At 73.8% G+C, this 25399-nt stretch carries 20 protein-coding genes; 12 read left to right on the top strand and 8 right to left on the bottom strand.

Translation table 11 applies throughout. From position 1 onward, the window contains the following. The first annotated feature begins 95 nt into the window (after window positions 1-95). Genes SGLAU_RS11965 through SGLAU_RS11955 form a run of 3 tightly spaced genes read left to right on the top strand, consistent with a single transcriptional unit; the run spans window position 96 to window position 3025 of the window. The gene (locus tag SGLAU_RS11965; protein WP_043500915.1) at window positions 96-1046 is read left to right on the top strand and encodes an EamA family transporter; all 951 of its coding nucleotides are present in this window, start codon (window positions 96-98) and stop codon (window positions 1044-1046) included. Window positions 1047-1084: 38 nt separating this feature from the next. Next, entirely contained in the window at window positions 1085-2092 is a 1008-nt protein-coding gene (locus SGLAU_RS11960; protein WP_043500913.1) for a DMT family transporter, read from the top strand. 30 nt (window positions 2093-2122) lie between these two features. Continuing rightward, on the top strand, window positions 2123-3025 hold the full coding sequence (locus SGLAU_RS11955; protein ID WP_043500911.1) for a LysR substrate-binding domain-containing protein: 903 nt from the start codon (window positions 2123-2125) through the stop codon (window positions 3023-3025). A 24-nt stretch (window positions 3026-3049) separates the two neighbouring features. Here the strand turns inward: SGLAU_RS11955 and SGLAU_RS11950 are convergent, their stop codons facing one another. Then, the gene (locus SGLAU_RS11950; protein WP_043500909.1) at window positions 3050-3535 is read right to left on the bottom strand and encodes a DUF1203 domain-containing protein; all 486 of its coding nucleotides are present in this window, start codon (window positions 3533-3535) and stop codon (window positions 3050-3052) included. Between the two features lie 111 nt (window positions 3536-3646). Between SGLAU_RS11950 and pepN (SGLAU_RS11945) the strand changes: the two genes are divergently transcribed. The 3 genes from pepN (SGLAU_RS11945) (at window position 3647) to SGLAU_RS11935 (ending at window position 8340) form a co-directional block, all read left to right on the top strand. Beyond that, window positions 3647-6226: an aminopeptidase N gene (gene pepN / locus SGLAU_RS11945; protein WP_043500907.1), complete on the top strand. Its 2580-nt coding sequence runs from the start codon at window positions 3647-3649 to the stop codon at window positions 6224-6226. Beyond that, entirely contained in the window at window positions 6165-7016 is an 852-nt protein-coding gene (locus SGLAU_RS11940; RefSeq protein ID WP_279627998.1) for an NADPH-dependent F420 reductase, read from the top strand. Before pepN (SGLAU_RS11945) ends, SGLAU_RS11940 begins: the two co-directional genes overlap by 62 nt. 103 nt (window positions 7017-7119) lie before the next feature. Then, a complete protein-coding gene (locus tag SGLAU_RS11935) occupies window positions 7120-8340 on the top strand; it encodes an MFS transporter (RefSeq protein WP_043500904.1) in 1221 nt (406 codons plus the stop codon). A gap of 140 nt (window positions 8341-8480) precedes the next feature. Here the strand turns inward: SGLAU_RS11935 and SGLAU_RS11930 are convergent, their stop codons facing one another. After that, window positions 8481-9509, bottom strand: coding sequence for an aspartate-semialdehyde dehydrogenase (locus tag SGLAU_RS11930; protein ID WP_043500902.1), 1029 nt, complete (start codon window positions 9507-9509; stop codon window positions 8481-8483). 395 nt (window positions 9510-9904) lie between these two features. Here SGLAU_RS11930 and SGLAU_RS11925 point away from each other — a divergent pair, with 395 nt between their 5' ends. Both SGLAU_RS11925 and SGLAU_RS11920 read left to right on the top strand, forming a co-directional pair. After that, window positions 9905-10447 (top strand): RNA polymerase sigma factor, encoded by a 543-nt coding sequence (locus SGLAU_RS11925; protein ID WP_043500901.1) that lies wholly within the window; start codon window positions 9905-9907, stop codon window positions 10445-10447. A 1-nt stretch (window position 10448) separates the two neighbouring features. Beyond that, window positions 10449-11216 (top strand): hypothetical protein, encoded by a 768-nt coding sequence (locus SGLAU_RS11920; RefSeq protein WP_043500900.1) that lies wholly within the window; start codon window positions 10449-10451, stop codon window positions 11214-11216. A 63-nt stretch (window positions 11217-11279) separates the two neighbouring features. Here the strand turns inward: SGLAU_RS11920 and SGLAU_RS11915 are convergent, their stop codons facing one another. Together SGLAU_RS11915 and SGLAU_RS11910 are read right to left on the bottom strand one after the other, a co-directional pair. Further along, on the bottom strand, window positions 11280-14585 hold the full coding sequence (locus tag SGLAU_RS11915; protein ID WP_043500899.1) for a S8 family serine peptidase: 3306 nt from the start codon (window positions 14583-14585) through the stop codon (window positions 11280-11282). Between the two features lie 197 nt (window positions 14586-14782). Beyond that, a complete protein-coding gene (locus tag SGLAU_RS11910; RefSeq protein WP_043500896.1) occupies window positions 14783-15325 on the bottom strand; it encodes a CGNR zinc finger domain-containing protein in 543 nt (180 codons plus the stop codon). Between the two features lie 130 nt (window positions 15326-15455). Between SGLAU_RS11910 and SGLAU_RS11905 the strand changes: the two genes are divergently transcribed. From SGLAU_RS11905 to argG, 3 genes are all read left to right on the top strand, one after another. Then, a complete protein-coding gene (locus SGLAU_RS11905) occupies window positions 15456-15899 on the top strand; it encodes a VOC family protein (RefSeq protein ID WP_043500894.1) in 444 nt (147 codons plus the stop codon). Continuing rightward, the gene (locus SGLAU_RS11900) at window positions 15899-16819 is read left to right on the top strand and encodes a pyridoxamine 5'-phosphate oxidase family protein (protein WP_043500893.1); all 921 of its coding nucleotides are present in this window, start codon (window positions 15899-15901) and stop codon (window positions 16817-16819) included. Before SGLAU_RS11905 ends, SGLAU_RS11900 begins: the two co-directional genes overlap by 1 nt. Window positions 16820-17167: 348 nt before the next feature. Further along, on the top strand, window positions 17168-18616 hold the full coding sequence (gene argG / locus SGLAU_RS11895; RefSeq protein ID WP_043500891.1) for an argininosuccinate synthase: 1449 nt from the start codon (window positions 17168-17170) through the stop codon (window positions 18614-18616). A 78-nt stretch (window positions 18617-18694) separates the two neighbouring features. Here the strand turns inward: argG and SGLAU_RS11890 are convergent, their stop codons facing one another. Both SGLAU_RS11890 and pepN (SGLAU_RS11885) read right to left on the bottom strand, forming a co-directional pair. Next, the gene (locus SGLAU_RS11890) at window positions 18695-19753 is read right to left on the bottom strand and encodes a hypothetical protein (protein ID WP_043500889.1); all 1059 of its coding nucleotides are present in this window, start codon (window positions 19751-19753) and stop codon (window positions 18695-18697) included. A gap of 216 nt (window positions 19754-19969) precedes the next feature. Further along, the gene (gene pepN, locus SGLAU_RS11885) at window positions 19970-22546 is read right to left on the bottom strand and encodes an aminopeptidase N (protein ID WP_043500885.1); all 2577 of its coding nucleotides are present in this window, start codon (window positions 22544-22546) and stop codon (window positions 19970-19972) included. Window positions 22547-22695: 149 nt separating this feature from the next. Here pepN (SGLAU_RS11885) and SGLAU_RS11880 point away from each other — a divergent pair, with 149 nt between their 5' ends. Next, on the top strand, window positions 22696-23334 hold the full coding sequence (locus SGLAU_RS11880) for a DsbA family protein (protein WP_043500883.1): 639 nt from the start codon (window positions 22696-22698) through the stop codon (window positions 23332-23334). A 220-nt stretch (window positions 23335-23554) separates the two neighbouring features. Here SGLAU_RS11880 and SGLAU_RS11875 read toward each other — a convergent pair whose 3' ends face one another. Together SGLAU_RS11875 and SGLAU_RS11870 are read right to left on the bottom strand one after the other, a co-directional pair. Continuing rightward, window positions 23555-24193, bottom strand: a complete 639-nt coding sequence (locus SGLAU_RS11875; RefSeq protein WP_043500882.1) for a response regulator — start codon at window positions 24191-24193, stop codon at window positions 23555-23557. Next, the gene (locus SGLAU_RS11870) at window positions 24190-25395 is read right to left on the bottom strand and encodes a sensor histidine kinase (protein ID WP_208868906.1); all 1206 of its coding nucleotides are present in this window, start codon (window positions 25393-25395) and stop codon (window positions 24190-24192) included. Before SGLAU_RS11870 ends, SGLAU_RS11875 begins: the two co-directional genes overlap by 4 nt. Between the last annotated feature and the right edge of the window lie 4 nt (window positions 25396-25399).

Raw genomic sequence — 25399 nt, 5'->3', positions numbered from 1 at the left:
CCCGAGGTGGGTCGGCCGCAAGAAAGTAGCTTGTGGGAAACTTGCTTAGCGCTAAGCTACTTAGTGCCAAGCTGAATCCTCCGAAGGGACCCGCCATGAAGCGGTCCACGACCGTCCTGCTCACCGCCCTCGCCCCCGTCTCCTGGGGCACCACCTACGCCGTCACCACCGAGTTCCTGCCACCCGACCGCCCCCTGTTCACCGCTGCGCTGCGGGCCCTGCCCGCCGGACTGGTGCTGCTCGCCCTCGCCCGGGTGCTGCCGCGCGGCATCTGGTGGGGCAAGGCGGCGGTGCTGGGCGCGCTCAACATCGGTGCCTTCTTCCCGCTGCTGTTCCTCTCCGCGTACCGGCTGCCCGGCGGGATGGCCGCGGTCGTCGGCTCGGCCGGACCGCTGTTCGTCATCGGGCTCTCCGCCCTGCTGCTGGGCCGCCGGCCCACCACCCGGTCGGTGCTCGCCGCGATCGTCGCCGCGTTCGGCGTCAGCCTCGTCGTGCTCCAGGCGGCCGGTGCCCTGGACGCCGTCGGGGTGCTGGCCGCCCTGGGGTCCACCGCCTCCATGTCCCTCGGCACCGTGCTCACCCAGCGCTGGGGCCGCCCGGACGGCGTCGGGCCGCTCGCCCTCACCGGCTGGCAGCTCACCGCGGGCGGACTGCTCATCGCCCCGCTCGCCTTCCTGGTCGAGGGGGCGCCGCCCGCGCTGGACGGCGCGGCGGCCGGCGGCTACCTCTACCTGGCGCTCGCCAACACCGCGGTCGCCTACTGGCTCTGGTTCCGCGGCATCGGGCGGCTCACCGCCACCCAGGTCACCTTCCTCGGCCCGCTCTCCCCGCTCACCGCGGCCGTCGTGGGCTGGGCCGCGCTCGGCCAGACCCTGACGCCGGTGCAGCTGGCGGGCATGGTGCTGGCCTTCGGCGCGACGATGGCGGGGCAGCTCGCCCCGCGCGGGGCGCGGCGGGCGACCGTGACGGCCACATCGTTCAGTTCCACTGAAAGGAACGATCGGAAAGTTTCGATGGACGTGACAGGTACGGGGGCGCGACGGTAGGTCCACCGCGCTCGAACCCCTCCGCCGAAAGGACCTCCGTGGCCCCAGTCCCGCCCAGGACCACCACGTCCACCCCCACCCCCGCCCCCACCCCCACCTCCAGCCCCGAAGCGCCCGAAGCCCCCGAAGCCCCCGAAGCGCCCGGTCCTCCCGGCTCCCGGAAGCCCCCGGCAGCGGACCCGGGAACAGTCGCCCCCGTCCTCGGGCTCGCCCTCGCCGCTCTGGCCACGGTCGTCTGGTCCGGCTCCTTCGTCACCTCCCGCGCCCTGCACGACAGCGTTCCGCCCGTGCAGCACGCCTTCTGGCGCTGGGTGATCGCGCTCGCCGTGATCGCCCCCTTCGGGGCCCGGCAGGCCTGGCGGCAGCGGGAACTCGTCCGGCGTCACCTCGGCTTCGTCGTCCTCGCGTCCTTCCTCGGCGTCACCGTCTACAACACCCTCGTCAACCAGGCGGGACTCACCACTCCCGCCGCCACCATGGGCATGATCATGGCCGCGTCCCCGGTGCTGATGGCGGTGTTCGAACGGGCGGGCGGCGTCCGGCTCGGCGCCCGCCGGATCGCCGGACTGCTGACCGCCTGCGCGGGCGTCCTGCTCCTGCTCGGCCGGGACGGCGCCCACTTCGCCGCCGGCGACCTGTGGATGATCGCCGCCGCCTGCTGCTTCGCCTCCTACAGCGCGCTGCTCCGCCGCAAACCCGCCGAACTGGGCGGGACCGCCTTCCTGTTCACCACCTTCCTGATCGGCGCCGTCCTGCTGCTGCCCGCCCAGGGCGTGAGCCTCGCCGCGCAGGGCGGCTTCACCCCGACCGCGGCCACCGTGCTGCCCCTGCTGTACGTCGGGGCCGTCTCCTCGGCGCTCGCCTTCTTCGCCTGGAACCGCGCGGTCGCGCTGGTCGGCCCGAGCCGCGCCGGAGTCGTCTACTACCTCCAGCCGGTCTGCGTGGCCCTGCTGTCCTGGGCCCTGCTCGACGAGGCGACCGGCTGGGCCCAGGCGCTGTGCGCGGCCCTGATCCTCGGCGGGGTCGTCCTGGGGGCCCGCCGCTGAGGCACGCCCGCCTCGCGTAGGTTGGCCGGCATGGCCGAGTGGGACATCCGCAAGCTCCAGATCCTGCGCACGCTGCGCGAACGCGAGACGGTCACCGCGACGGCCGAGGCACTGCGGATGACCCCGTCCGCGGTCTCCCAGCAGCTGACGAACCTCTCCCGCCAGCTCGGGGTGCCGCTGCTGCGGGCGCAGGGGCGGCGGGTGCGGCTCACCGACGCCGCCCGGCTCGTGCTCCGGCACGCCGAGGCGGTGTTCGAGCAACTGGAGCGCGCCGACGCCGAGCTGGCGGCGTACGCGCGGGGCGAGGCCGGCGAGGTGCGGGTGGGCGCCTTCCCGACCGCCGTGCCCGCGCTGGTCGTCCCGGCGGTGCGGGCCCTGCGGGCGACCCGGCCGGGCGTGACCGTACGGGTCCGGGAGACCGAGGCGGCGGAGGCGTACGACCTGCTGGCCGCAGGGGACACCGACCTGGCCGTGTCCCTGGCCGCCCAGGCGCCCACGGCGGCGGACCCCCGCTTCACCCTCGTGCCGCTGCTCGCCGACCCCCTCGACCTCGCCCTGCCCCGCGACCACCCGCTGGCCGCGGCCGACGGCGTGCGGCTCGCCGACCTCGCCGCCGAGCCGTGGATCTTCGGCGGCAGCGGCCCCTGGTCGGACATCACCCGCGGCGCCTGCGAGGCGGCCGGGTTCAGCCCGGTCCAGGGGCACTCGGCGGCCGGCTGGACGGCGATCCTGGCGATGGTGGAGGCGGGGATGGGCGTCGCCCTGGTGCCCCGGATGGTGGGCGCGCGGCGGGCGGGCGTCGTCATGCGTGAACTGACGGCGGACCGCCCGCACCGGCATGTGGTCGCGGCGGTCCGCAAGGGCGCGGCGGAGGCGCCCGCCGTGCGCGGGGTCCTGGCGGCCCTGCGGGAGGCCGCGGAGCGGACCGCCTGAGGCACCGGCCCGCCAGGACGCCGGTCAGTGGTCCCCGGGGCGCCGCACCTCGTACAGGAAGCAGCCGTACTCCACGGCCCGCACGTGCACCAGCGCCACCTCCGGGTCGGCGAAGGCCCGACCCAGGGCGGACGCGAAGGAGTCCTCGGGTGTCACCAGGTGCCCGCCGAGGATGCGGCCCGCCGCCGAGTAGCGGCGCAGGACGCGGTGGGAGCCGGTGAAGGGCAGGCCGTCGCCCTCCGGGCCGGGGCAGTCGTCCGCGTGGATGAAGACGGGACCCTGCTCGTCGTACGCGCCCGGGTCGGCGCCCGTGCCGGCCGCCCAGCGGCGCAACGGGGCGTAGGAGACCAGGGCGACCGACTCGCCGGGTGCGCTGCGGCGCAGGCAGCAGCGCAGCGGCGCGCCGCCCTCCTCGTCGGTCACGGGAACCGTCCCGCGTCCCGCGTCGTCGGCGGAGCGCAGCTCCTTCAGGACCTCCGGCGGGACGGGGCGTGCGGTGTACGTCGTCATGGCTCCAGCGTCACGCGCGGGCGGCCCGCTGACCGGCGGTATCCGGACATCGCGTTCGGTGGAGGTCCCGTGGAAGGATGACGCAACCCACACATTCGAGGAGATGACCGCGTGCCTGGCACAAACCTGACTCGCGAAGAGGCGCAGCAGCGGGCGAAGCTGCTCACCGTTGACTCGTACGAGATCGATCTCGACCTCTCCGGCGCGCAGGAGGGCGGTACCTACCGGTCCGTGACCACGGTGCGCTTCGACGTCGCCGAGGGCGGAGCGGAGTCGTTCATCGACCTGGTGGCTCCGGCCGTCCACGAGGTGACGCTCAACGGGGACCCGCTGGACCCCGCGGAGGTCTTCCGGGACTCCCGGATCGCCCTGCCCGGTCTGCTGGAGGGCCGCAACGTCCTGCGCGTGGCCGCCGACTGCGCGTACACCAACACCGGTGAGGGCCTGCACCGGTTCGTCGACCCGGTCGACGACCAGGCCTACCTCTACACCCAGTTCGAGGTCCCGGACGCCCGCCGGGTGTTCGCCTCGTTCGAGCAGCCGGACCTGAAGGCGACGTTCCGGTTCACCGTGCGCGCCCCGGAGGGCTGGACGGTGATCTCGAACTCGCCCACGCCCGAGCCCAAGGACAACGTCTGGGAGTTCGCGCCGACCCCGCGCATCTCGACCTACGTCACGGCGCTCATCGTCGGGCCGTACCACAGCGTCCACAGCGTCTACGAGAAGGACGGGCAGAGCGTCCCGCTCGGCATCTACTGCCGGCCCTCGCTCGCCGAGTTCCTGGACGCGGACGCCATCTTCGAGGTGACCCGGCAGGGCTTCGACTGGTTCCAGGAGAAGTTCGACTACGCGTACCCGTTCGAGAAGTACGACCAGCTGTTCGTCCCGGAGTTCAACGCGGGCGCCATGGAGAACGCGGGCGCGGTCACCATCCGCGACCAGTACGTCTTCCGCTCCAAGGTGACCGACGCGGCGTACGAGGTCCGCGCGGAGACCATCCTGCACGAGCTGGCCCACATGTGGTTCGGCGACCTGGTCACCATGGAGTGGTGGAACGACCTCTGGCTCAACGAGTCGTTCGCCACCTACACCTCCATCGCCTGCCAGGCCGCGGCCCCCGGCTCGCGCTGGCCGCACTCGTGGACCACGTTCGCCAACTCCATGAAGACGTGGGCGTACCGGCAGGACCAGCTGCCGTCCACGCACCCGATCATGGCGGACATCCGCGACCTGGACGACGTGCTCGTCAACTTCGACGGCATCACCTACGCCAAGGGCGCCAGCGTGCTCAAGCAGCTCGTGGCGTACGTCGGCGAGGACGAGTTCTTCCGCGGCGTGCAGGCCTACTTCAAGCGCCACGCCTTCGGCAACACCCGCCTGAGCGACCTGCTGGGCGCCCTGGAGGAGACCTCCGGACGCGACCTGAAGGCCTGGTCGAAGGCGTGGCTGGAGACGGCCGGCATCAACATCCTGCGCCCGGAGATCGAGACGGACGCCGACGGGACCGTCACCTCCTTCGCGATCCGCCAGGAGGCCCCCGCCCTGCCCGCCGGCGCCCAGGGCGAGCCCGTGCTGCGCCCGCACCGCATCGCGGTTGGCCTGTACGACCTCGACGAGACGTCCGGCAAGCTGGTGCGCACCGAGCGCGTCGAGCTGGACGTCGACGGCGAGCTGACCGCGGTGCCGCAGCTCGCCGGGAAGCGCCGCCCGGCCGTCGTCCTGCTCAACGACGACGACCTGTCGTACGCGAAGGTCCGCCTCGACGAGGCGTCCCTGAGGACGGTCACCGAGCACCTGGGCGACTTCGAGGCCTCCCTGCCGCGCGCCCTGTGCTGGGCGTCCGCCTGGGACATGACCCGCGACGCCGAGCTGGCCACCCGCGACTACCTGTCCCTGGTCCTGTCCGGCATCGGCAAGGAGTCCGACATCGGCGTGGTGCAGTCGCTGCACCGCCAGGTCAAGCTGGCCATCGACCTGTACGCCGCCCCGGCCGCCCGCGAGACGCTGCTCACCCGCTGGACCGAGGCCACCCTGGCCCACCTGCGGTCCGCCGCGCCGGGCAGCGACCACCAGCTGGCGTGGGCCCGCGCGTTCGCCGCGACCGCCCGCACCCCGGAGCAGCTCGACCTGCTCGAGGCGCTGCTCGACGGCACGCAGACCGTCGAGGGCCTGGCCGTGGACACCGAGCTGCGCTGGGCGTTCGTCCAGCGGCTGGCCGCGACGGGCCGCTACGACGAGGCGGAGATCGCCGCCGAGTACGAGCGGGACAGGACGGCCGCCGGCGAGCGCCACGCGGCGACCGCCCGCGCCGCCCGTCCCACACCGGAGGCGAAGGCGGAGGCCTGGGCGTCGGTCGTGGAGTCCGACAAGCTGCCGAACGCCGTGCAGGAGGCGGTGATCGGCGGATTCGTCCAGACCGACCAGCGCGAGCTGCTGGCGCCGTACACCGACCGGTTCTTCGAGGCGCTCAAGGGCGTGTGGGAGTCCCGCTCGCACGAGATGGCCCAGCAGATCGCCGTCGGCCTGTACCCGTCCGTGCAGGTCTCGCAGGAGACGCTGGACAAGACGGACGCCTGGCTCGCCTCCGCCGAGCCGAACGCGGCCCTGCGCCGGCTCGTCTCGGAGTCCCGTGCGGGCGTCGAGCGGGCGCTGCGGGCGCAGGCGGCGGACGCGGCGACGGCCGCCGAGTAGTCCCCCCGCGGGAGCGTCCCGTACGTTCCCGTACGCCAAGGAGGGCACCCGGTTCCCGCCGGGTGCCCTTCGGCGGACCGAGGACCGAAGGAGTACGGCGGACCGTTCCGCGGAAGGACGCGGCGGCACCGCTCGCCGCCCTACCGTTCGGGGCATGAAGATCGCCATTCTCGGAACGGGCACGGTCGGCCGCCACCTCGCCCGCGGCTGGCTGCGCGCCGGCCACGACGTCGTCCTCGGTTCACGCCGGCCGCGGGAGGCCCGGTCGCGCACCGGGGACCTGCCGCTGACGGACCTCGCCGCCGCCGTCGCCGACGCGCCGGTCGTCGTCAACGCCACGCCCGGCACGGCCTCCGTGGAGCTGCTGGCGTCCGTGGGCGCGGACGCGCTCGCCGGCAAGGTGCTGCTCGACGTGGCCGTCGGCTTCACCGCGGACGGCTCCCTGTCCCACCCGGGGGAGAGCCTCGGCGAGGAGATCCAGCGGACGTTCCCCGCGACCCGGGTGGTCAAGACGCTCTGCACCGTCGACCGCAAGCTGATGATCGCCCCGGACTCGGTCCAGGGCCCCTCCACGCTGTTCCTGTCCGGGGAGGACGCCGAGGCCAAGCGGACGGTGTCCGGACTCCTGCGGGACCTGGGCTGGCCCGCGGACTGTCTGCTCGACCTCGGCGGCATCGCCACCGCCCGCGGACAGGAGCACTACAGCCTGCTGTTCATCGGCATCGCGCAGGCCCTCGGGTCGTACGGCTTCGGCATACGGGTGGTGGAGGAGACCGCCCGGCCCGCCTGACCGGACGCGGGCCGCCCGGCCCGTCCGGTCGCCGACGCGGCCCCGCCGGCCGGCGCGGCGCGCCGGGAGCGGGCGGCGGGCGGGCGCGGTTACCGTCGGCGGCATGGACGAAGATCGTCGAGGCCGGCGCCGCTGCCTGCTGGGCGGGGCGGTGTTCGCCGTGTGCATGGCCGGCACCACCTTGCCGACCCCCCTCTACGGCCTCTACCAGCAGGAGTTCGGCTTCTCCGAGCTCACGGTCACCGTCGTCTACGCCGTCTACGCGTTCGGTGTCATCGGCGTGCTGCTGCTGGCCGGCAACGCCTCCGACGTGGTGGGCCGGCGGCCGGTGCTGCTGTGCGGCCTCGGCTTCGCGGCGGCCAGCGCCGTCTGCTTCCTGTGCGCCACCGCGCTGGGCTGGCTGTACGCGGGGCGCCTGCTGTCGGGTCTGTCCGCCGGACTGTTCACCGGGGCGGCCACCGCGTACGTGATGGAGCTGGCCCCGCGCGGCGACGCCTCCCGGGCCACGTTCGTGGCGACCGCAGCCAACATGGGCGGGCTGGGCTGCGGGCCGCTGCTCGCCGGGGTGCTCGCGCAGTACGCCGCCCGGCCGCTCCACCTGCCGTTCCTCGTGCACCTCGCCCTGGTGGCCTGCTCGGCCGCCGTCCTGCTGCGGCTCCCGGAGACCGTGCGGGAGCGGCGGCCGCTGCGGACCGTTCGGCCGCAGCGGCCCGGACTGCCACCCCGGGTGCGGGCGGTGTTCGGGCCCGCGGCCGCCGCGGCCTTCGTGGGCTTCGCCCTCTTCGGGGTGTTCACCTCGGTGAGCCCGTCGTTCCTCGCCCAGTCCCTGGACGTGCACGACCACGCGCTGAGCGGGTCCGTCGTCGCCCTGGCGTTCTTCTCCTCGACCGCCGGGCAGCTCGCCGTCGGCCGGGTCGGCGTGGGCCGGTCGCTGCCCCTGGGCTGCGCCGCGCTGCTCGCCGGCCTCGCGCTGCTGGCGGGCGCGCTGCACTGGGCGCTGCTGCCGCTGGTGGTGCTGAGCGCGGTCGTCGGGGGCGTCGGGCAGGGACTGTCGTTCCGCGGCGCGGTGGCCGCGGTGGCCCGGGCGTCCGGCGCGGACCGGCGCGCGGCCGTGATCTCGGCCCTGTTCGTGGTCGCCTACACGGGCATCTCGGTGCCGGTGATCGGGGTCGGCGTGCTGTCGGGGCCGATGGGGCTGGAGGGCGCCGGACTGGTGTTCATCGCCTGCATGGCCGTCCTGGTGTCGGCCGCCGGCGGCTATCTGCTGCGGCGGCCGGTCCCGGCGCCGGAGAGCGGCGAAGGGGCGGCCACCGGCTCCCGGTGACCGCCCCACGGCGGACGACCGCCGCACGGGGGGAGGACCGCCCCACGGCGGACGACCGCCGCACGGGGGGAGGACCGCCCCACGGCGGACGACCGCCGCACGGGGGGAGGACCGCCCCACGGCGGACGACCGCCCGCGTCCTACTGCTGGGCCTTGGTGGTCAGCTCGGCCGCCACCAGCTCCGCGATCTGCACCGCGTTCAGCGCCGCGCCCTTGCGCAGGTTGTCGTTGGAGACGAAGAAGGCGAGACCGTTCTCCACCGTCTCGTCGGAGCGGATCCGGCCGACGAACGACGGGTCCTGACCGGCCGCCTGGAGCGGGGTCGGCACCTCGGTCAGGGCGACACCCGGGGCGCCGGCGAGCAGCTCCTTGGCGCGCTCCGGGCTGATCGGGCGGGCGAAGCGCGCGTTGACCTGGAGGGAGTGGCCGGAGAAGACCGGGACGCGCACGCAGGTGCCCGAGACCTTCAGCTCGGGGATCTCCAGGATCTTGCGGGACTCGTTGCGGAGCTTCTGCTCCTCGTCGGTCTCGTTCAGGCCGTCGTCGACGATCGAACCGGCCAGCGGCAGCACGTTGTACGCGATCGGCGCGACGTACTTGTCCGGCGCCGGGAACTCCACGGCCGAGCCGTCGTGGGTGAGCTTCGGGGCGTCCGCGCCGACCTTCTGGACCTGCTCGAACAACTCGTCGACACCGGCGAGACCGGAGCCGGACACCGCCTGGTAGGTGGCGACGACCAGGGCCTCGAGGCCGGCCTCCGCGTGCAGCGGCTTGAGCACGGGCATCGCGGCCATCGTGGTGCAGTTCGGGTTGGCGATGATGCCCTTCGGGCGGTTGGCGACCGCGTGCGGGTTCACCTCCGACACCACCAGCGGGACCTCGGGGTCGCGGCGCCACGCGGAGGAGTTGTCGATCACGACCGCGCCCTGCGCGGCGACCTTCTCGGCCAGCGCCTTGGAGGTGGCGCCGCCCGCGGAGAACAGCACGATGTCCAGGCCGGTGTAGTCGGCCGCGGAGGCGTCCTCCACCGTGATCCCGTCGAGGACCGTCCCCGCCGAACGGGCCGAGGCGAACAGGCGCAGCTCGTCGACCGGGAAGTCCCGCTCGGCGAGGATCCTGCGCATGACCGTGCCGACCTGGCCGGTGGCTCCGACGATTCCTACCTTCACGGGGACTCCTTAGCGTGACGTGCGTACGCCCGGCCGGGCGGGCGGGACCCTTCCATCATGCGGGGCACCCCGGCCGGTGTGTCCAATCCTTTGCCCGAGGACCGGACGATCACTCCTGGTCAGCGGCGTCCCCCGGGCCCCTGCCGCCCGGTCCGGGGAGCTGGACGAATGTGCCCGGGAGCCGGTGGGGACCGCGAGATCTTGCGATCGGGCGCCCGCGGGACAGGGGTTCGTCCAGACCGGGGCCGCGGGCGGCGCCGGACCGCGGGCCGGGCGGGGCGGGTGCGCGGCGTCCCGGTCCCGGGCCCGGTGTGACGTACGCCTCCGGCGGCCGGACCGAACGTTTCCGCCCCCCGCCGCGTCCTAGGGGAAACGCGGCGAGGAGAGGGGTGGCTGTGCTGCGCAGAATGGCCCGCCGCGTCCAGGGGGCGTACCGGGCGGACCACGGTGCCGACGACCCGCTGGACGCGGCCCAGGAGCGGCGGGTGCGGGCGGTGCTCGCCCTGGGCGGGGTGCCGCAGGCGGACCTGCCGGACGGGGTGCAGCAGGTCCGCCTGCGGTTGCTGGAGCGCGCCGCCGGCGGACGCGAGGCACCGCGGGACGTCTCCGCGTGGGCGGCGGTCGTCGCCTCCAACCTCGCCGTCGACTGGCACCGCGCCAAGCGCCGTCAGGAGCGGATCGGCGAACGCCTGGCCTCGCTGCGGCAGCTCGAGCACCCGTCCGGCGAGGACGCCAGCGTGCTCTCCGTGGCCGTCGCCCAGGGGCTGGACGAGCTGCCCGCCGCCCAGCGCCAGGTCGTGGTGCTGCGCTTCTTCGCCGACCTGCCGGTGCGCTCCATCGCCGAGCAGCTCGGCATCCCCGAGGGCACGGTCAAGAGCAGGCTGCACACGGCGGTCCGGTCCCTGCGGGCCCGGCTGCACGAGGACGAGGTGGTGTGACGTGACCGTCGAACACGACGGGCAGGGCGGTTCCGGCCGCAACGACCCGCTGCTGGCCGTGGTCACCGGTGAGCCGCTGTCCGAGGAGGCCCGGGCCGACGCCGCCCTGCTGGCCGAGTACCGGCAGGCCGAGGCCGACGTCGCCCTGCTGCGCGAGCAGCTTCAGGTGATCGGGCACGCGCTGAGCGCCGAGCCGGCGCCCGCCCCCGCTCCGCGCGCCGCCCGGCGTACCGGGCCGGAGCGGCGGTCCGGGCGCCGGCCGCGGGCCGTGCGCTTCGCCCTCGGCGGGCTGGCCGCCGCCGCTGCCGCGTCCGTCGTCGTGGGGCTGGGCTGGCCGGCCGTGCAGTCCGGGGGCGGCGACGACGCCATGTCGGGCGCGAAGGCCGCGGACTCCGCCCTGGAGGACCCGCACGAGTCGAGGGGCCCGCTCGGCTCGCCCGCCTATCTGGCCTGCACCCGGCTGCTCGCGGAGGGGACGGTGACCGACGTCGTCCCGGTCCCCGGAACGGGGCGGGAACGCGTCACCCTCGACGTGACCCGGTCCTACCGGCCCGCCGGGGGCGACGGGCGGGCGGTCACCTTCGTCAAGGGCGACGAGCCCGCGTTCGGGGCCCCCCGCCGGCTCCACGAGGGCGACCACGTCCTGGTCGCCGTGCCGGTCCGCGGCCCGGACGCCGACCTCTGGTTCGTCGGGGAGGAGGCCATCGCCCCGCAGCGGCGGGCGATCGCCGAGGCCCTGCCCGAGGCGCGCACCGGGCCCTGCGCGTGAGTGCCCGGGCACGAGAAGGGGCGGGCGCCCGACCGGACGCCCGCCCCCTGAGGTCCCGCGGTGTTACGGCGTGACCTTCTCGATCTTCACGCTGCCCAGGCCCGCGGCCGTGCCGCGCGCGTTGAGCAGCTGGACCTGGCCGAAGAACTCGCGGCCCTCGGGAGCGGCCGCGGCGGCGGTGACGCTGCCGGAGACCGTCGCCGAGGCACCCGTGCCGAGCTTCACCACGGCCGACTCGTCGACCGTGACGGAGCCGAGCGCCGAGGAGAAGAACACGTCCAGGTAGTCGTACGCGGTGGAACCGGAGGGCACCGAGTAGCCGACGACCTCGATCGTGTAGGTCCCGGCGGCCGGGTTCGGCACGGAGACCGACTCCTCCGAGTCGCCGTCGGCGGAGCTGCCGACCTCGTCGCCGGCCGCGTTCTTCACGACCAGGTCGAGGTCAGCGGCGGCGTCGGAGACGTTGCCGATGGTGACGTCCAGCGACTGGGCGCCCTGGGGCACCTCGACCGTGGTGGTGTGGGTGACGCCGCCCGTGATGCTCGGGCGGGCCGTCTTGGAGGAGCCCAGCGGGCCGCCGGCCAGCTTGCCCTCCAGGGCGGCGTACTTGTTGGTCACCTTCCAGGAGACGGCGGCCGGGGTGCCGACCTTGGCCTCGGGCACGGTCACGGTCTCCGGCTCGAAGGCCGCGCCGAGCACGGTGACGTCCAGCTTGTACGGGTTGTCGAGCAGCGGCGACGTACGGCGCGACTCGACCTCGATCTCCCAGACGCCCGGCTGCGGGTCGGCGTAGGAGCGCACGTCCGGACGGCAGGTGTTGGCCGGGTTGGCGTAGTTCGCGTAGCAGTTGACCGTCGACGTCGGGTCGGCCGGGACGCCGTAGGGGTGGATGGCGATGAACCGGGTCTGGCTCTTGTCCTTCAGCCCGCCGATGGCGACCTCGAGCGACTTGGCGCCCTCGGGCACGGTCACGAAGTGCGACGTGTGGCTGTTGCGCTGCACGGAACCGGACGCCGAGTAGGTGTACTTCAGCGGGGCGGCGACCACGACCGTGTGCAGCACCTGCTTGTCGATGCCCTCGGTGCGCGGGTCGTCGACCTCCAGGATCGCGCTCTTCAGACCGGCGGACTTCGGCGCGGCCTGCACCTTGACGGTGACCGGCTGGTTCAGCGGCAGCCGCACCTCGTCGGAGCCGACGATGCGGAAGGTGCCGCCCGCGTTGTTCTCGAAGTGCAGCTCGTGGCGGACGGCCTTGTCGGCACCGGAGGTGCGGGTGAGCGTGATCTCGTACGTCTTCTTCTGCCCGGCCTTCAGGCCGCCCTCGCGGTCGTACAGGCCGGTGCCGAAGCCCGGGGTCTTCAGGAACTGGTCGATCGCGGTGTCGACCGGCGCCTTGACGGTGTACTCGTGGGCCTTCGCGCCGTCCAGGATCGAGTCCCAGGCGTCCTCGATGTTGATCAGGCCCGCGCCCTCTTCGTACGCCTGGGTGCCCGGGATGTGGTCGGCGGTCGAGGTGAGCGCCGTGCGCAGGGTGGCCGGGGTCAGCTCGATGCCCTTGCGCTTGGCGGCGGACAGCAGCAGCGCGGCGGCGCCGGTGGCCTGCGGGGAGGCCATCGAGGTGCCCTGGAGCATGGAGTAGCCGGGCGGCAGGCTGTAGCCGGCCTCGGCGACCGGGCCGCCGGGCGACCAGGTCTGCGTGGTGTTGATGGCGGCGCCGGGCGCCGAGAGGGTCGGCGTGAAGCCGCCGTCCTCACGCGGACCGCGCGAGGAGAACGGCATCATCGCGTAGTCCTTCTCCACCCGCGAGCCGTAGTTGGCGGCCCAGGTCTCCTGGGAGATGGTCGCGCCGACCGAGATCACCTTGTCGGACAGGGCCGGGTCGCCGATGGTGTTGGCGCCGGGGCCGGAGTTGCCCGCGGAGATCACCAGCTGGACGCCGTAGGTGTCGATGAGCCGGGTGTACAGCTCGGAGCGCGCGTTGTTGCCGTCGTTCAGCGCCGGGAGGCCGCCGATCGACATGTTGACGATGTCGACGCCGCGGTTGACGACGAGGTCGATCATGCCCTCGGTCAGCGCGACGTTGGTGCAGCCGCCGGACCAGGTGCAGGCCCGCGAGGAGACCAGCTTGGCGCCGGGCGCCGCGCCGTTCATCTCGCCGCCGAACAGGCCGTTGGCGGCGGTGATGCCGGCCACGTGGGTGCCGTGCGAGCCCTCGATGACGCCGATGCTGACGTAGTCCGCCTTGGCGCCGGAGGAGTTGTAGACGACGTCCTTGCGGATCTCGACCACGAACGGGATGCGCTCGGCGATCTCGGTGGCCGGGTTGTCGGTCCCGAAGTACCCGATCTGGAAGCCGTCCTTGTACGGCTTCATCGCCTGGTCGTCGGTGAAGTCGAGGTTGTCGTTCAGGTCGACCCGGACGGTGCCGGCGGCGGCGTCGTAGAGCACGCCCCAGACGTCCGTCGTGTCGCCGTCCCGGTTCAGGTCGCCGGCCATGTCGCCACCGGTGGTGGCGGACTCGGAGAAGTAGTTGAACCGGTAGGCGCCCTCGGGGGCCTTGAAGGTCTCCGTGCCGAGGGCGGCGGTGGTGATGGCGAAGCTGGGACCGGCCACCGAGGTGGTCATCCGGCGCCAGGTGCCGTCCCCGTCGGCGACCGGGTCGGTCGCGGTGACCCAGTCGACGATCTTGCGCTCGCCGATCGTCGTCCTCTGCAGCGCCGGGTGGCCGAGGTCGACACCGGAGTCGAGGATGCCGATGGTGATGCCGCGCCCGTCCGCCTTCGGGTGGTCCTCGACGAAGTCGACGGCGCCGGTCTCGAAGGACGGGTTGTACGGGTTCTCGGCGGGCGTGTTCCTGCCCGGGGCCGGGTAGCTGCCGGTGGCCTTCGCACCCTTGGCGGCGCCCGCGTTCGGCGACGGGTCCTCCAGCGGGATCTCCTGGCGCAGGTCGATGCCGTGCACGGAGGAGAGCTTGGCGGCGGCGGCGATGGCCGCGTCGGCCTTGCCGGTGGGGACGGTGGCGCGGACATAGCCGAGCTCGTCGTACGTACGGCCCACGAGACCGCCGTCGACCGCGTCGAGCTGCTTCGCGACCTGCTCCGTCCGGCCGGGAGCGGTGGCGACCATCATGGTCACGCTCTTGTCGCCGGCGGCCTTGGCCTCGGCGAGCAGGTCGGCGTCGTCGGAGCCGAGCTTGTCGTGGGCGGACTTGACGCCCGGGTCGGCCGCGGCGGGGGTGGCCGGGTCCGCCGCGAAGGCCATGGGTATCGGCCCGGCGGCGGAGAGCGCGGCGACCAGACCGGCGGCCACGGCTATGCGGGCCACGCGTCTCGCGCCCGGTATCGGGTCGCTCTGGGGGGTGTGGGTCATCGGCATCCCTTGTAGGTGAGGGAACGAGCGTGTCGCTTGTCGTCCGGAATGCGACACCGGACGACCGCTCAGCTTTACCCAAGGGACCGATGTTTGGGGAGGGTTGACCGAAACGATATGGATGTATGGGGAAAACCCGCGATGTGATTTGGGTGGATAAGCCCTGAAGAAGGGCGAGTCGGCCCGGCGATCGCGCCTCAGGCGTCCTTGGAACGGGCGTAGTGCCGCGACGCCTTCGCCCGGTTCCCGCACACCGCCATCGAGCACCAGCGCCGCGTGCCGTTGCGCGAGGTGTCGAAGAAGTGCAGCACGCACGCCTCGTGGGCGCAGGCGCGGATGCGGTCCGGAGCGGTGGCGAGCAGGTCCAGGTAGTCGCGGGCGGCGAGCCAGCCCGGACCCCAGGAGGCGTCCGCGAACTCGGCCTCCTCGCCGGGCCCCGCCTCGGTGAGCGTGGCCCGGATCCGGCCGTGCGCGAGGACGGCGTCCACCTGTGCCGCGCCGGCCGCGAGCGAGCCGTCCACCGCCGCCAGCAGGGCCTCCCGTGCCCGCAGGGTGTGCCGCAGCGTGTCCGCGTCGGCGGCGAACCGCTCGTCCAGGCCGTTCGCCGCGAGCCAGACCGCGAGTCCGCCGGTGCCGTCGAGGAGGTCGTGCGGGGTGCCCTCGTGGACCCACCGGGTGTTCAGCAGGTCGAGGGCGAGCGGCTCGCCGGTGAGCGGGCGGGGGTCACGGGCGGTGGACATCGGCGGCCTCCTCGAGGATCTAACCCCTCAAGTTTAAGTCACCGGTTGACGATCAGCAGTCTAACCCCTAACGTCCTTCACAGGGGTTAGGTAGTCGAGACCCCGCCCACGTCAGCTGAAGGGGACAGTCATGACCTTGCGCACCGGCCACGTCGGCCTGAACGTCACCGACCTCGGCCGCTCCCTCGCCTTCTACCGGGACCTCCTGGGCTTCGCGCTGCTCGCCGAGGGCAAGGAGGAGGGCCGGCGGTTCGCCCTCCTGGGCGACGGCGAGCGGCTGACCCTCGCCCTGTGGGAGCAGGCGGGGCAGCCGTTCGACGGCGGCCGCTCCGGACTGCACCACCTCGCCCTGGAGGTGGACTCCATCGAGCGGGTCAGGGAGTACGAGGAGGCGCTGCGGGCGTACGGCGCCGAGTTCGCCTACGACGGCGTGGTGGCCCACCGGGAGGGCGCGGCCTCGGGCGGCATCTTCTTCCACGACCCGGACGGCATCCGCCTGGAGATCTGCGCACCGACCGGCGCGGAAGACGCCCCGGCGCCCGGCGAGTCCGCTCCGGCCTGCGGGTTCTTCTGATGAGCGGCGTCTATCACGCGGGCTCGCTCGCCGTGCAGGAACGGGTCGGCGTCCGGGACCTCGCCGACCACGTCGGCCGTTCCATCGGGTCCGGCATCAAGCCGGTCGCGGCCGCCTTCCTGGAGCAGCAGCCGCTGCTGGTGGTCGGCGCGGCCGACCCGGCGACCGGCCGGGTGTGGGCCTCCGCGCTCACCGGCACCCCCGGCTTCGCCCGCGCCACCGGACCGCACCGGGTCTCCGTGACCGGGGGCGCCGCCGACGCCCCGGACGGCCGGGGAGGACCGCTCTCGGCCGACCCGCTCGCGGCCGCCCTCGCCACCCCCGGCACCGGCGTCGGCACCATCGCCCTCGACCCGCGCACCCGCCGCCGGATGCGCCTCAACGGCGTGGCCGAGCCGACGGCGCGAGGGTTCGCGGTGACGGCGCGGCAGGTGTTCGCCAACTGCCCGAAGTACCTCCAGAAGCGGGAGTCGTACGAGGTGGTCGCGGACCGTGTGCCGGGGGAGCGGCGCCGGGGCGCCTCGCTCACCGACGCGCAGGCGGCGTTCCTGGCGGCGGCGGACACGGCGTTCGTCGCCACCGTGCGCCCCGAGGGCGCCGACGCCAGCCACCGCGGCGGCCACCCCGGATTCCTGCGCGTCGACTCGCCGTACGAGCTGAGCTGGCGCGACTACCCGGGCAACGCCATGTTCCTCACCCTGGGCAACCTGGCCGCCGACCCGCGCGCGGGTCTGCTGGTCCTGGACTGGGAGACGGGTACGACCCTCCAGCTGACCGGGCGGGCGCACACGGAGTTCACCGCGGACGGGGAGCGCGCGGTCCGCTTCCGGATCACGGAGGCGGTCGAGACCCCGTCCGCGCTCCCGCTGCGCTGGTCCGCGCCCGGGTACTCGCCGGCCAATCCGCTCCCGGCGCGCTGACGTCCGGATGCGGATGCGGAGGAGACCGGCTGCCGCGCCGCGGTGACCGGTCTCCTCGGCGCCTCCCCGGCCGCCGCCCGTTCCCGCCCCGGGTCCGCGCCGCGCGGTCGGCCGTCGCTCCGTGCGGCCGCTGTACGCGGCGCGGTGCGCCGGCGGGGAGCCGGCCTCCGGGGCCGGCGGCTCGACGGACAGGGCGGCGTGGCACTCCCCGGATGCGGTGGACGGGCCGGCCGGGGTGCCGCCGGCGGACACCGGGCCGGAGGTGCGGCGGGAGCGGCGGGCCGCCGGAGGTGGTGCATGACAATACGCGGGCTTGCATGACAATGCGAGATGTTGCATAGTTTTGCCATGTCCAAGGTCCTCACCTCCCTCCCTGTCGGCGAGCGCGTCGGCATCGCCTTCTCCGGCGGGCTCGACACCTCGGTCGCCGTCGCCTGGATGCGCGACAAGGGCGCCGTCCCGTGCACGTACACCGCCGACATCGGCCAGTACGACGAGCCCGACATCGCCTCGGTGCCCGGCCGTGCCGGGCAGTACGGCGCCGAGATCGCCCGCCTCGTCGACTGCAAGGCCGCGCTGGTCGAGGAAGGGCTGGCCGCGCTCGCCTGCGGCGCTTTCCACATCAAGTCCGGCGGGCGCCCCTACTTCAACACCACCCCGCTGGGCCGCGCCGTCACCGGCACCCTGCTCGTCCGGGCGATGCTGGAGGACGGCGTCCAGATCTGGGGCGACGGCTCCACCTTCAAGGGCAACGACATCGAGCGGTTCTACCGCTACGGGCTGCTCGCCAACCCGCACCTGCGGATCTACAAGCCCTGGCTGGACGCGGACTTCGTGACCGAGCTGGGCGGCCGCAAGGAGATGTCCGAGTGGCTGGTCGCCCACGGCCTGCCCTACCGGGACTCCGCGGAGAAGGCGTACTCCACCGACGCCAACATCTGGGGCGCCACCCACGAGGCCAAGACCCTGGAGCACCTGGACACCGGCGTCGAGACCGTCGAGCCGATCATGGGCGTCCGCTTCTGGGACCCGGCCGTGGAGATCGCCCCCGAGGACGTCACCGTCGGCTTCGACCAGGGCCGCCCGGTCACCGTCAACGGCAAGGAGTTCGGCTCCGCCGTCGACCTGGTGATGGAGGCCAACGCGATCGGCGGCCGGCACGGCCTCGGGATGTCCGACCAGATCGAGAACCGCATCATCGAGGCGAAGAGCCGCGGCATCTACGAGGCGCCCGGCATGGCCCTGCTGCACATCGCCTACGAGCGCCTGGTCAACGCGATCCACAACGAGGACACGGTCGCCGCGTACCACACCGAGGGCCGCCGCCTCGGCCGGCTGCTCTACGAGGGCCGCTGGCTGGACCCGCAGGCCCTGATGGTCCGCGAGTCGCTCCAGCGCTGGGTCGGCTCGGCCGTCACCGGCGAGGTCACCCTGCGGCTGCGCCGCGGCGAGGACTACTCGATCCTCGACACCCGCGGCCCGGCGCTCAGCTACCACCCGGACAAGCTGTCCATGGAGCGCACCGAGGACTCCGCGTTCGGCCCCGGCGACCGCATCGGCCAGCTCACCATGCGCAACCTGGACATCGCCGACTCCCGGGCCCGCCTGGAGCAGTACGCGGGCCTCGGCATGGTCGGCCCCGACCACCCCACCCTGATCGGCGCCGCCCAGGCGGCCTCCACCGGGCTGATCGGCGCCATGGACCGCGGCGGCGCCGAGGTGATCGCCTCCCGCGGCGAGGCCCCGGGCGAGGAGGCCCTCCTGGACCGCGCGGCGATGGAGTCCGGCACGGACTGACCCGCGGCCCACAGCCCGGACCCCCGACGGCCCCGGCGGACCCGCTCCGCCGGGGCCCGTCGGCGTACGCGCACGGCCCTACCGCGGCAGGACCAGGACGTACGCCGCCGGGTCCCGGTCCGCCGAGGCCATCAGGGCCGTGCGGACGACGGTGGCCTGCTGCTCCAGCGCCTCGCGCAGCTTCCGCGGCGTGAGGCGCACGACCGTGATGCCCAGCCGCTCCAGGTGCTCGCGCTTGCGGGCGTGCTCGGGCCACAGCGCGTCCTCGTCCTGGCGCGGGGCACGGGTGTCGATCTCGACGCCGACCGCGTGCTCCGGCCAGTAGGCGTCCAGGCCGCCGAGGTGGGGGCCGCCGGGGAGCCTCAGGTCCACGTTCCACACCGGGTCCGGCAGGCCGAACTCGCGCACCATCCGGTACAGCCGGTGCTCCGCGATCGTCCGGCCCTCCGCGAGCAGCGAGTCCACCGCGTCCACCACGTGCGGGCGGCCCAGCAGCTTGGCGTCGGTCAGCGCGCGGACCACCGACGCCGGGTCGCAGTGGCCGCCCCGGACGGCCTCGGTGAGCAGCCGGCGCACCGCTCCCGCGTCCGGCAGGCCCGCCACCGCGTCGGCGAGCGCGCGCGGCACCGGGGCGACGGGCAGGCCCGTGACGTGCTGGGGGGTGGGGAGCGCGGCGGTGCGCAGGATCCGCGCGAAACCCGTCGTGCGCAGCCGGCGCAGCCGGGGGACCAGGACGTCGATCCGGTCCAGGGCGGGCAGCGTCGGCGTGGTGGTGAAGCCGTGCAGGGTGAGGGCCGCCAGGCCGGTGATCACCGCGTCGGGGCAGGCCGGGCCGGACGGCCGCGGTGCGCCGCCGGCCCCCTCCGCATCGGGCTGGGACGGCACCGCCGGGACCGCCGTCTCCCGCGTCGCGTAGGCGAGGACCGCCCGCAGGCGCTCCTCGCCGGTCGGCGGTCCGGGGTGCAGGACGTAGACACCGGGCAGGAGTTGCTGCCAGGGGCCGCCGGGGCGGCACTGCGTGGCGAGTTGGGCGGGGGCGACACCGTGGGCGCGCAGCTCGGCGGCGGTCAGGACCCGGCGGCTGCCGTCGGAGATGTGGTGCAGGGGGCGGGGGGAGAGCGGGGTGTTGTGGGTCATGCTTCCGGCATTCCCGCGTCCGATCCATCCTTTAACCCCTGTTACACGTCCGTCGACATAACTGGACAATCCAGCGCTAAAGGACGCGTGTTCGGATGCCGATGAGGCGCCGAAACCCCTGGTCCACGCGGAGTGGCCCAGGGGTTACGGGCGTTCATGCCGATATTTCGTAACGGTCACCCGCGGCCCGGGCTCTGGCCACGGCAACCGGGGGACTCACTCCGCCGCCGCGTCGCACTCCTGCCCGCGCAGCGCCCGCGCCAGGTCGTCCCGGGCCTCCAGGACCAGCCGGCGCAGGGCCGGCGGCGCGTCCTCGTGGGCCGCGAGCCACGCGTCCGTCGCCGCCAGCGTCCCGGGGGAGTCCTGCAGCGACGGGAACAGGCCCCGCACCACGTCCATGCCGATCTGGATGGACCGCTCGGCCCACACCCGCTCGATGACCGCGAAGTACTTCTCCGCGTACGGCGCCAGCAGCTCCCGCTGGGACGGCTGCGCGAAGCCGGTGATGGTCGCCTCCACCAGCGCGTTGGACAGCGAGTCGGACTCCACCACCCGCGCCCACGCCTGCGCCTTCACCGCCGCGGACGGACGCGCGGCCAGGCAGCGCACCTGGTGGCGCTTGCCGGACGCGGTGTCGTCCCGGGCGAGTTCCGCCTGGAGCGCCTTCTCGTCCGCGTGACCGTGCACGACCAGCGGTTCGAGCAGGACCCACCGCAGCTCCTGGTCCACCTCCAGGCCGTCGACCTTCTCGGTGCCCGCGAGCAGGCCCTGCAACAGCTCAAGATCCGTGTCGCGGGACGCCGTCGAGGCGAAGAACCGGGCCCACGCAAGCTGATGCTCGCTGCCCGGCCCGGCCGCCCGCAGCTCGCGCAGGGCGCCCTCCGCCAGCAGCCGCTCGCCGTCCGCCCGCCAGGCCGGAGCCGCGTAGTGGACCAGCGCCGAGTTCGCCCAGGCGTGCAGCATCTGCAGCACGCCGATGTCCGACTCGCGGCCCGCGAAGCGCAGCACCAGGCCGATGAAGTCCCGTGCCGGGAGCAGCGCGTCCCGGGTCATGTTCCACAGCGCCGACCAGCACAGCGCCCGCGCCAGGGGGTCGGTCAGGTCACCGAGGCCGGCCTTCAGCGTCTCCAGCGACGTCACGTCGAAACGGATCTTGCAGTAGGTCAGGTCGTCGTCGTTGACCAGCACCAGCTCCGGCGCCTCGGCACCCGCCAGCTCCGTCACGACGGTGCGCGGACCGTCCACGTCGGCCTCCGCGCGCGCGTACCGCTCCAGCGCGCCCCGGGCCGTACGCCGGTACAGGCCCACCGCGACCCGGTGCGGACGCAGCTCCGGGTGCGACTCGGCGGCCTCCTGCACCACCGCCAGCTCGCCGATCCGCCCGTCCGGGGCCAGCAGCACCTGCGGGGTCAGCGCGTTCACCCCGGCCGTCTGGAGCCAGGAACGCGACCAGGCCGCCATGTCCCGGCCGGACGTCTCCTGGAGCACCGACAGCAGGTCGCCGAGGCGGGTGTTGCCGTACGCGTGCCGCTTGAAGTAGCGCCGGGCGCCCTCCAGGAACGCGTCCTGGCCGACGTACGCCACGAGCTGCTTGAGCACCGAGGCGCCCTTGGCGTACGTGATGCCGTCGAAGTTGAGCTTGGCGTCCTGCAGGTCGCGGATGTCGGCGGTGATCGGGTGCGTGGAGGGGAGCTGGTCCGCGCGGTACGCCCAGGCCTTGCGGCGGTTGGCGAAGGTGATCCAGCCGTCCGTGAAGCGGGTCGCGCCGACCAGCGAGAACGAGCCCATGAAGTCGGCGAACGACTCCTTCAGCCACAGGTCGTCCCACCACTCCATGGTGACCAGGTCGCCGAACCACATGTGCGCCATCTCGTGCAGGATCACGTTGGCGCGCGCCTCGTACGACGCCCGCGTCACCTTGCCGCGGAAGATGTACTCCTCGCGGAAGGTCACCAGACCCGGGTTCTCCATCGCGCCGAGGTTGTACTCGGGCACGAACGCCTGGTCGTACTTGCCGAACGGGTACGGGTAGTCGAAGTGGTCGTGGAAGAAGTCCAGGCCCTGCTTGGTGACCAGGAAGACGTCGTCCGCGTCGAAGTGGGGCGCCAGGCCCTTGCGGCACATGGCGCCGAGCGGGATCTCCAGCCGCGTGCCGTCCTCGAAGGTCCGCACGTAGGAGTCCGTGACGTAGTGGTAGGGGCCCGCCACCACACACGTGATGTACGTCGAGATCGGCTTGGTCTCCGCGAACCGCCAGACGCCGTCGGCCCGTTCGCCGGTGCCGTTGCTCCACACCGTCCACTCCTCGGGCGCCCGCACCTCGAAGCGGAACGGGGCCTTGAGGTCCGGCTGCTCGAAGTTGGCGAAGACCCGCCGCGCGTCGGCCGGCTCGTACTGCGTGTAGAGGTAGACCTCGCCGTCCTCCGGGTCGACGAACCGGTGCAGGCCCTCGCCGGTGCGGGAGTAGGCGCACCGCGCGTCCACGACCAGCTCGTTCTCGGCGGCCAGGTCCTCCAGGAGGATCCGGGAGCCGTCGAAGACCTCGCTCGGGTCCAGGTCGCGGCCGTTCAGCGAGACGGCCGTCACGCTCGGCGCGATCAGGTCCGCGAAACTGGACGCGCCCGGCTCGGCACAGCGGAAGCGGACCGTGGTGACCGAGCGGAAGGTGCGCGGGCCGTCACCGGCGTGGTCGCCGACGGCGGAGCGCACGTCGAGGGACACGTCGTACCCGTCGACCGACAGCAGAGCGGCCCGCTCCCGGGCCTCGTCGCGGGACAGATTCTCACCGGGCACGGGCGGTACTCCCTCGTACGTGATGACTACGCCTGGACAGGACCGATCCTGCCATGTGCCCCTGACGCGGGACAGCGGGGAATGAGCGGGCGGGGCGGCGGTGTTCTCCCCGACGTTGCCGCGGTCAAGCGCCACTGCCAAGGAGAGACATGTCCGAGAAGACCCCCGTCGACTTCTGGTTCGACCCGCTGTGCCCCTGGGCCTGGATGACCTCACGGTGGGTGCTGGAGGTGGAGAAGGTCCGGGACATCGAGGTCCGCTGGCACCTGATGAGCCTCGCCGTGCTCAACGAGGACAGGCTCGACGAGCTGGAGGAGTGGTACCGCGAACTGCTGACGACGAAGGCCTGGGGCCCCGTCCGGGTCGTCATCGCCGCGCAGGAGGAGCACGGCACCGACGTGCTGGGCGACCTGTACACCGCGATCGGCACGCGCTTCCACAACCAGGGCATGGGTCCGGAGAAGGAGGCGGTCGCCGCCGCCCTCCAGGAGGTCGGCCTGCCCGCGTCGCTGATGGACCACTGGGACGACACCCCGTACGAGGAGCAGCTGCGCGTCTCCCACAAGGAGGGCATCGAGAAGGTCGGCCAGGACGTCGGCACCCCGATCATCGCCGTGCCCGGCCCCGACGGTGAGCAGATCGCCTTCTTCGGCCCGGTCGTCACCCCCGCCCCGAAGGGCGAGGAGGCCGCCCGCCTGTGGGACGGCACCCTGGCCGTCGCCTCGGTCCCCGGCTTCTACGAGATCAAGCGCACCCGCACCAAGGGCCCGGACTTCAGCAACCTGTAGCCCGCGCGGCGCCCGCGGACGCGGGACGCCCGGCCGCACCCCGGTGCGCGGTGGCCGACGGCCGGGTGACCGGACCGGCGACGCCCCGCCGCCCGCGGAGCACGCGGGACGCCCGCCGTGCACCGGCGTCCGCGCCCGCTCGACCCGCGGACCCTCCCCGGCGGGACCGCTCCCCCCGGACGCCCCCCCGGACGTCCCCCGCCGACGTCCGAAGCCCGTCCTACGGCCGTCGCAGCAGGCCCCGTTCCAGGGCCACCACCACCGCCCGGGTGCGGTCGTTGACGCCGAGCTTGGCGAACAGCCGCAGCAGGTGCGTCTTCACCGTCGCCTCGGTGATGACCAGCCGCCGGCCGATCTCCGCGTTGGTCAGCCCGTCGGCGACCGCGTCGAGGACGTCCGTCTCCCGGGCGGTCAGCGGGTCCTGCACCGGGCGGCGCATCCGGGCGACCAGTTTCTCCGCGACGCGCGGCGCGAGCACCGTCTCCCCGCGCGCCGCCGCCCGGATCGCCTCGACGAGCTGTTCGCGGGTGGTGTCCTTGAGCAGGTAGCCGATCGCCCCCGCCTCCACCCCGCGCTCGATGTCCGTGTCGGTGTCGTAGGTGGTGAGGATCAGCACCCGGGTGCGCGGGTGTCGGGCGGTGATCCCGGCGGTCGTCGCCACCCCGTCCAGGACCGGCATCCGCAGGTCGACCAGGGCCACGTCCGGATCGTGCCGGGCGATCAGCTCCAGGGCCGCGCGGCCGTCCCCCGCCTCGCCGACGATCTCGATGCCGTCCTCGCCGGCGAGCAGGGCGATCACCCCGGCCCGCATCACGGTGTGGTCGTCCACCACCACGACCCGCAGCGCCCGCCCGCTCATCGCGCCCCCTCGCCGTCCGCCCGGCCGCTCACCGGAATCGTCGCCAGCACCCTCGTCCCGTCCCCGACCGAGCTGGTCACGGTGAGCCGTCCGCCCAGCTCCGCCAGCCGCTTGCGCATCCCGTCGAGCCCGAAGCCCGCCGAGCCCCCCACCGCGAACCCGGTCCCGTCGTCGGTGATCTCCAGCTCCACCCCGTACGGCCGGCGCGCCAGCACCACCCCGACCGTGGAGGCCCGGGCGTGCTTGCGGACATTGGCCAGCGACTCCTGGGTGCAGCGCAGCAGCGCGATCCGGGTCTGCTGGTCGCAGTCCAGCTCCGTCAGCTCCGCGTCCACGGTGAGCCCGGTGTCCTCCGCGAACCGGTCCAGGACCCGCCGCAGGGTCAGGGCCACCGGCCCGGCCACCGCGCCGCCCCGCCGCTGCGCGGAACCGACCAGTTCGCGGGCCTCGGCGAGGTTCTCCCGGGCGGTCGACTCGATGGAACGCAGCTGCTGGGCGCTGCGCGCCGGGTCCGCGGCCAGCCCGGCCCGGGCCGCCTCGGCGAGCACGACGATCGACGCGAACCCCTGCGCCAGGGTGTCGTGGATGTCCCGCGCCATGCGCTCCCGCTCGTCGGCCGCGCCCTGCCGCTGGTGCGCCTCGGCGAGCTGAAGCTGGGTCCGCTCCAGCTCGCCGATGAGCCGGGCGCGTTCGGCGCTCTGCGCGACCACCGCGTGCGCCCACAGCCCGATCAGCACGCCCACCGCGACGACGATAAGCGTGGACACCGCCGTCTCGCCGAAGAACTCCGCCGACGGGCCCTGCCGCACCCAGCCGCCGGCCAGGGTCGCGCCGGTGGCCAGGCCCAGGAACGTCATCGAGGCGCGGGGGGTCCGCCCGAACATCCAGTAGTGCGGCAGCGTCACCATGAACAGGGCGGCGTAGCTGGTGCGCAGGAAGGCGAGCCCGCCGAGGCCGAGCACCAGCACGGTGAGGTAGCCGTGCGGCCGTACGACGGGGTTGTCCGGGAAGCGCACCAGGACCGCGAAGCTCAGCGCCACGGACGCGAGGAACGCGAGCGCCGCGCAGGTGGCGCCGCCGGGCCGTCCCATGAGGACGATCCCGGCGGCCATCGCCGCGAACAGCACCCAGCACACCGCGTTCCAGCGGCGCAGCGAGGCGGCCCAGAAGGCGTCGGCCGAGGTTCCGGCGAGCATGGTCATGACG

Source organism: Streptomyces glaucescens (genome assembly GCF_000761215.1).
In the GTDB taxonomy this organism is placed as follows: domain Bacteria; phylum Actinomycetota; class Actinomycetes; order Streptomycetales; family Streptomycetaceae; genus Streptomyces; species Streptomyces glaucescens_B.
This window is presented reverse-complemented; position numbering and strand designations above follow the sequence as displayed.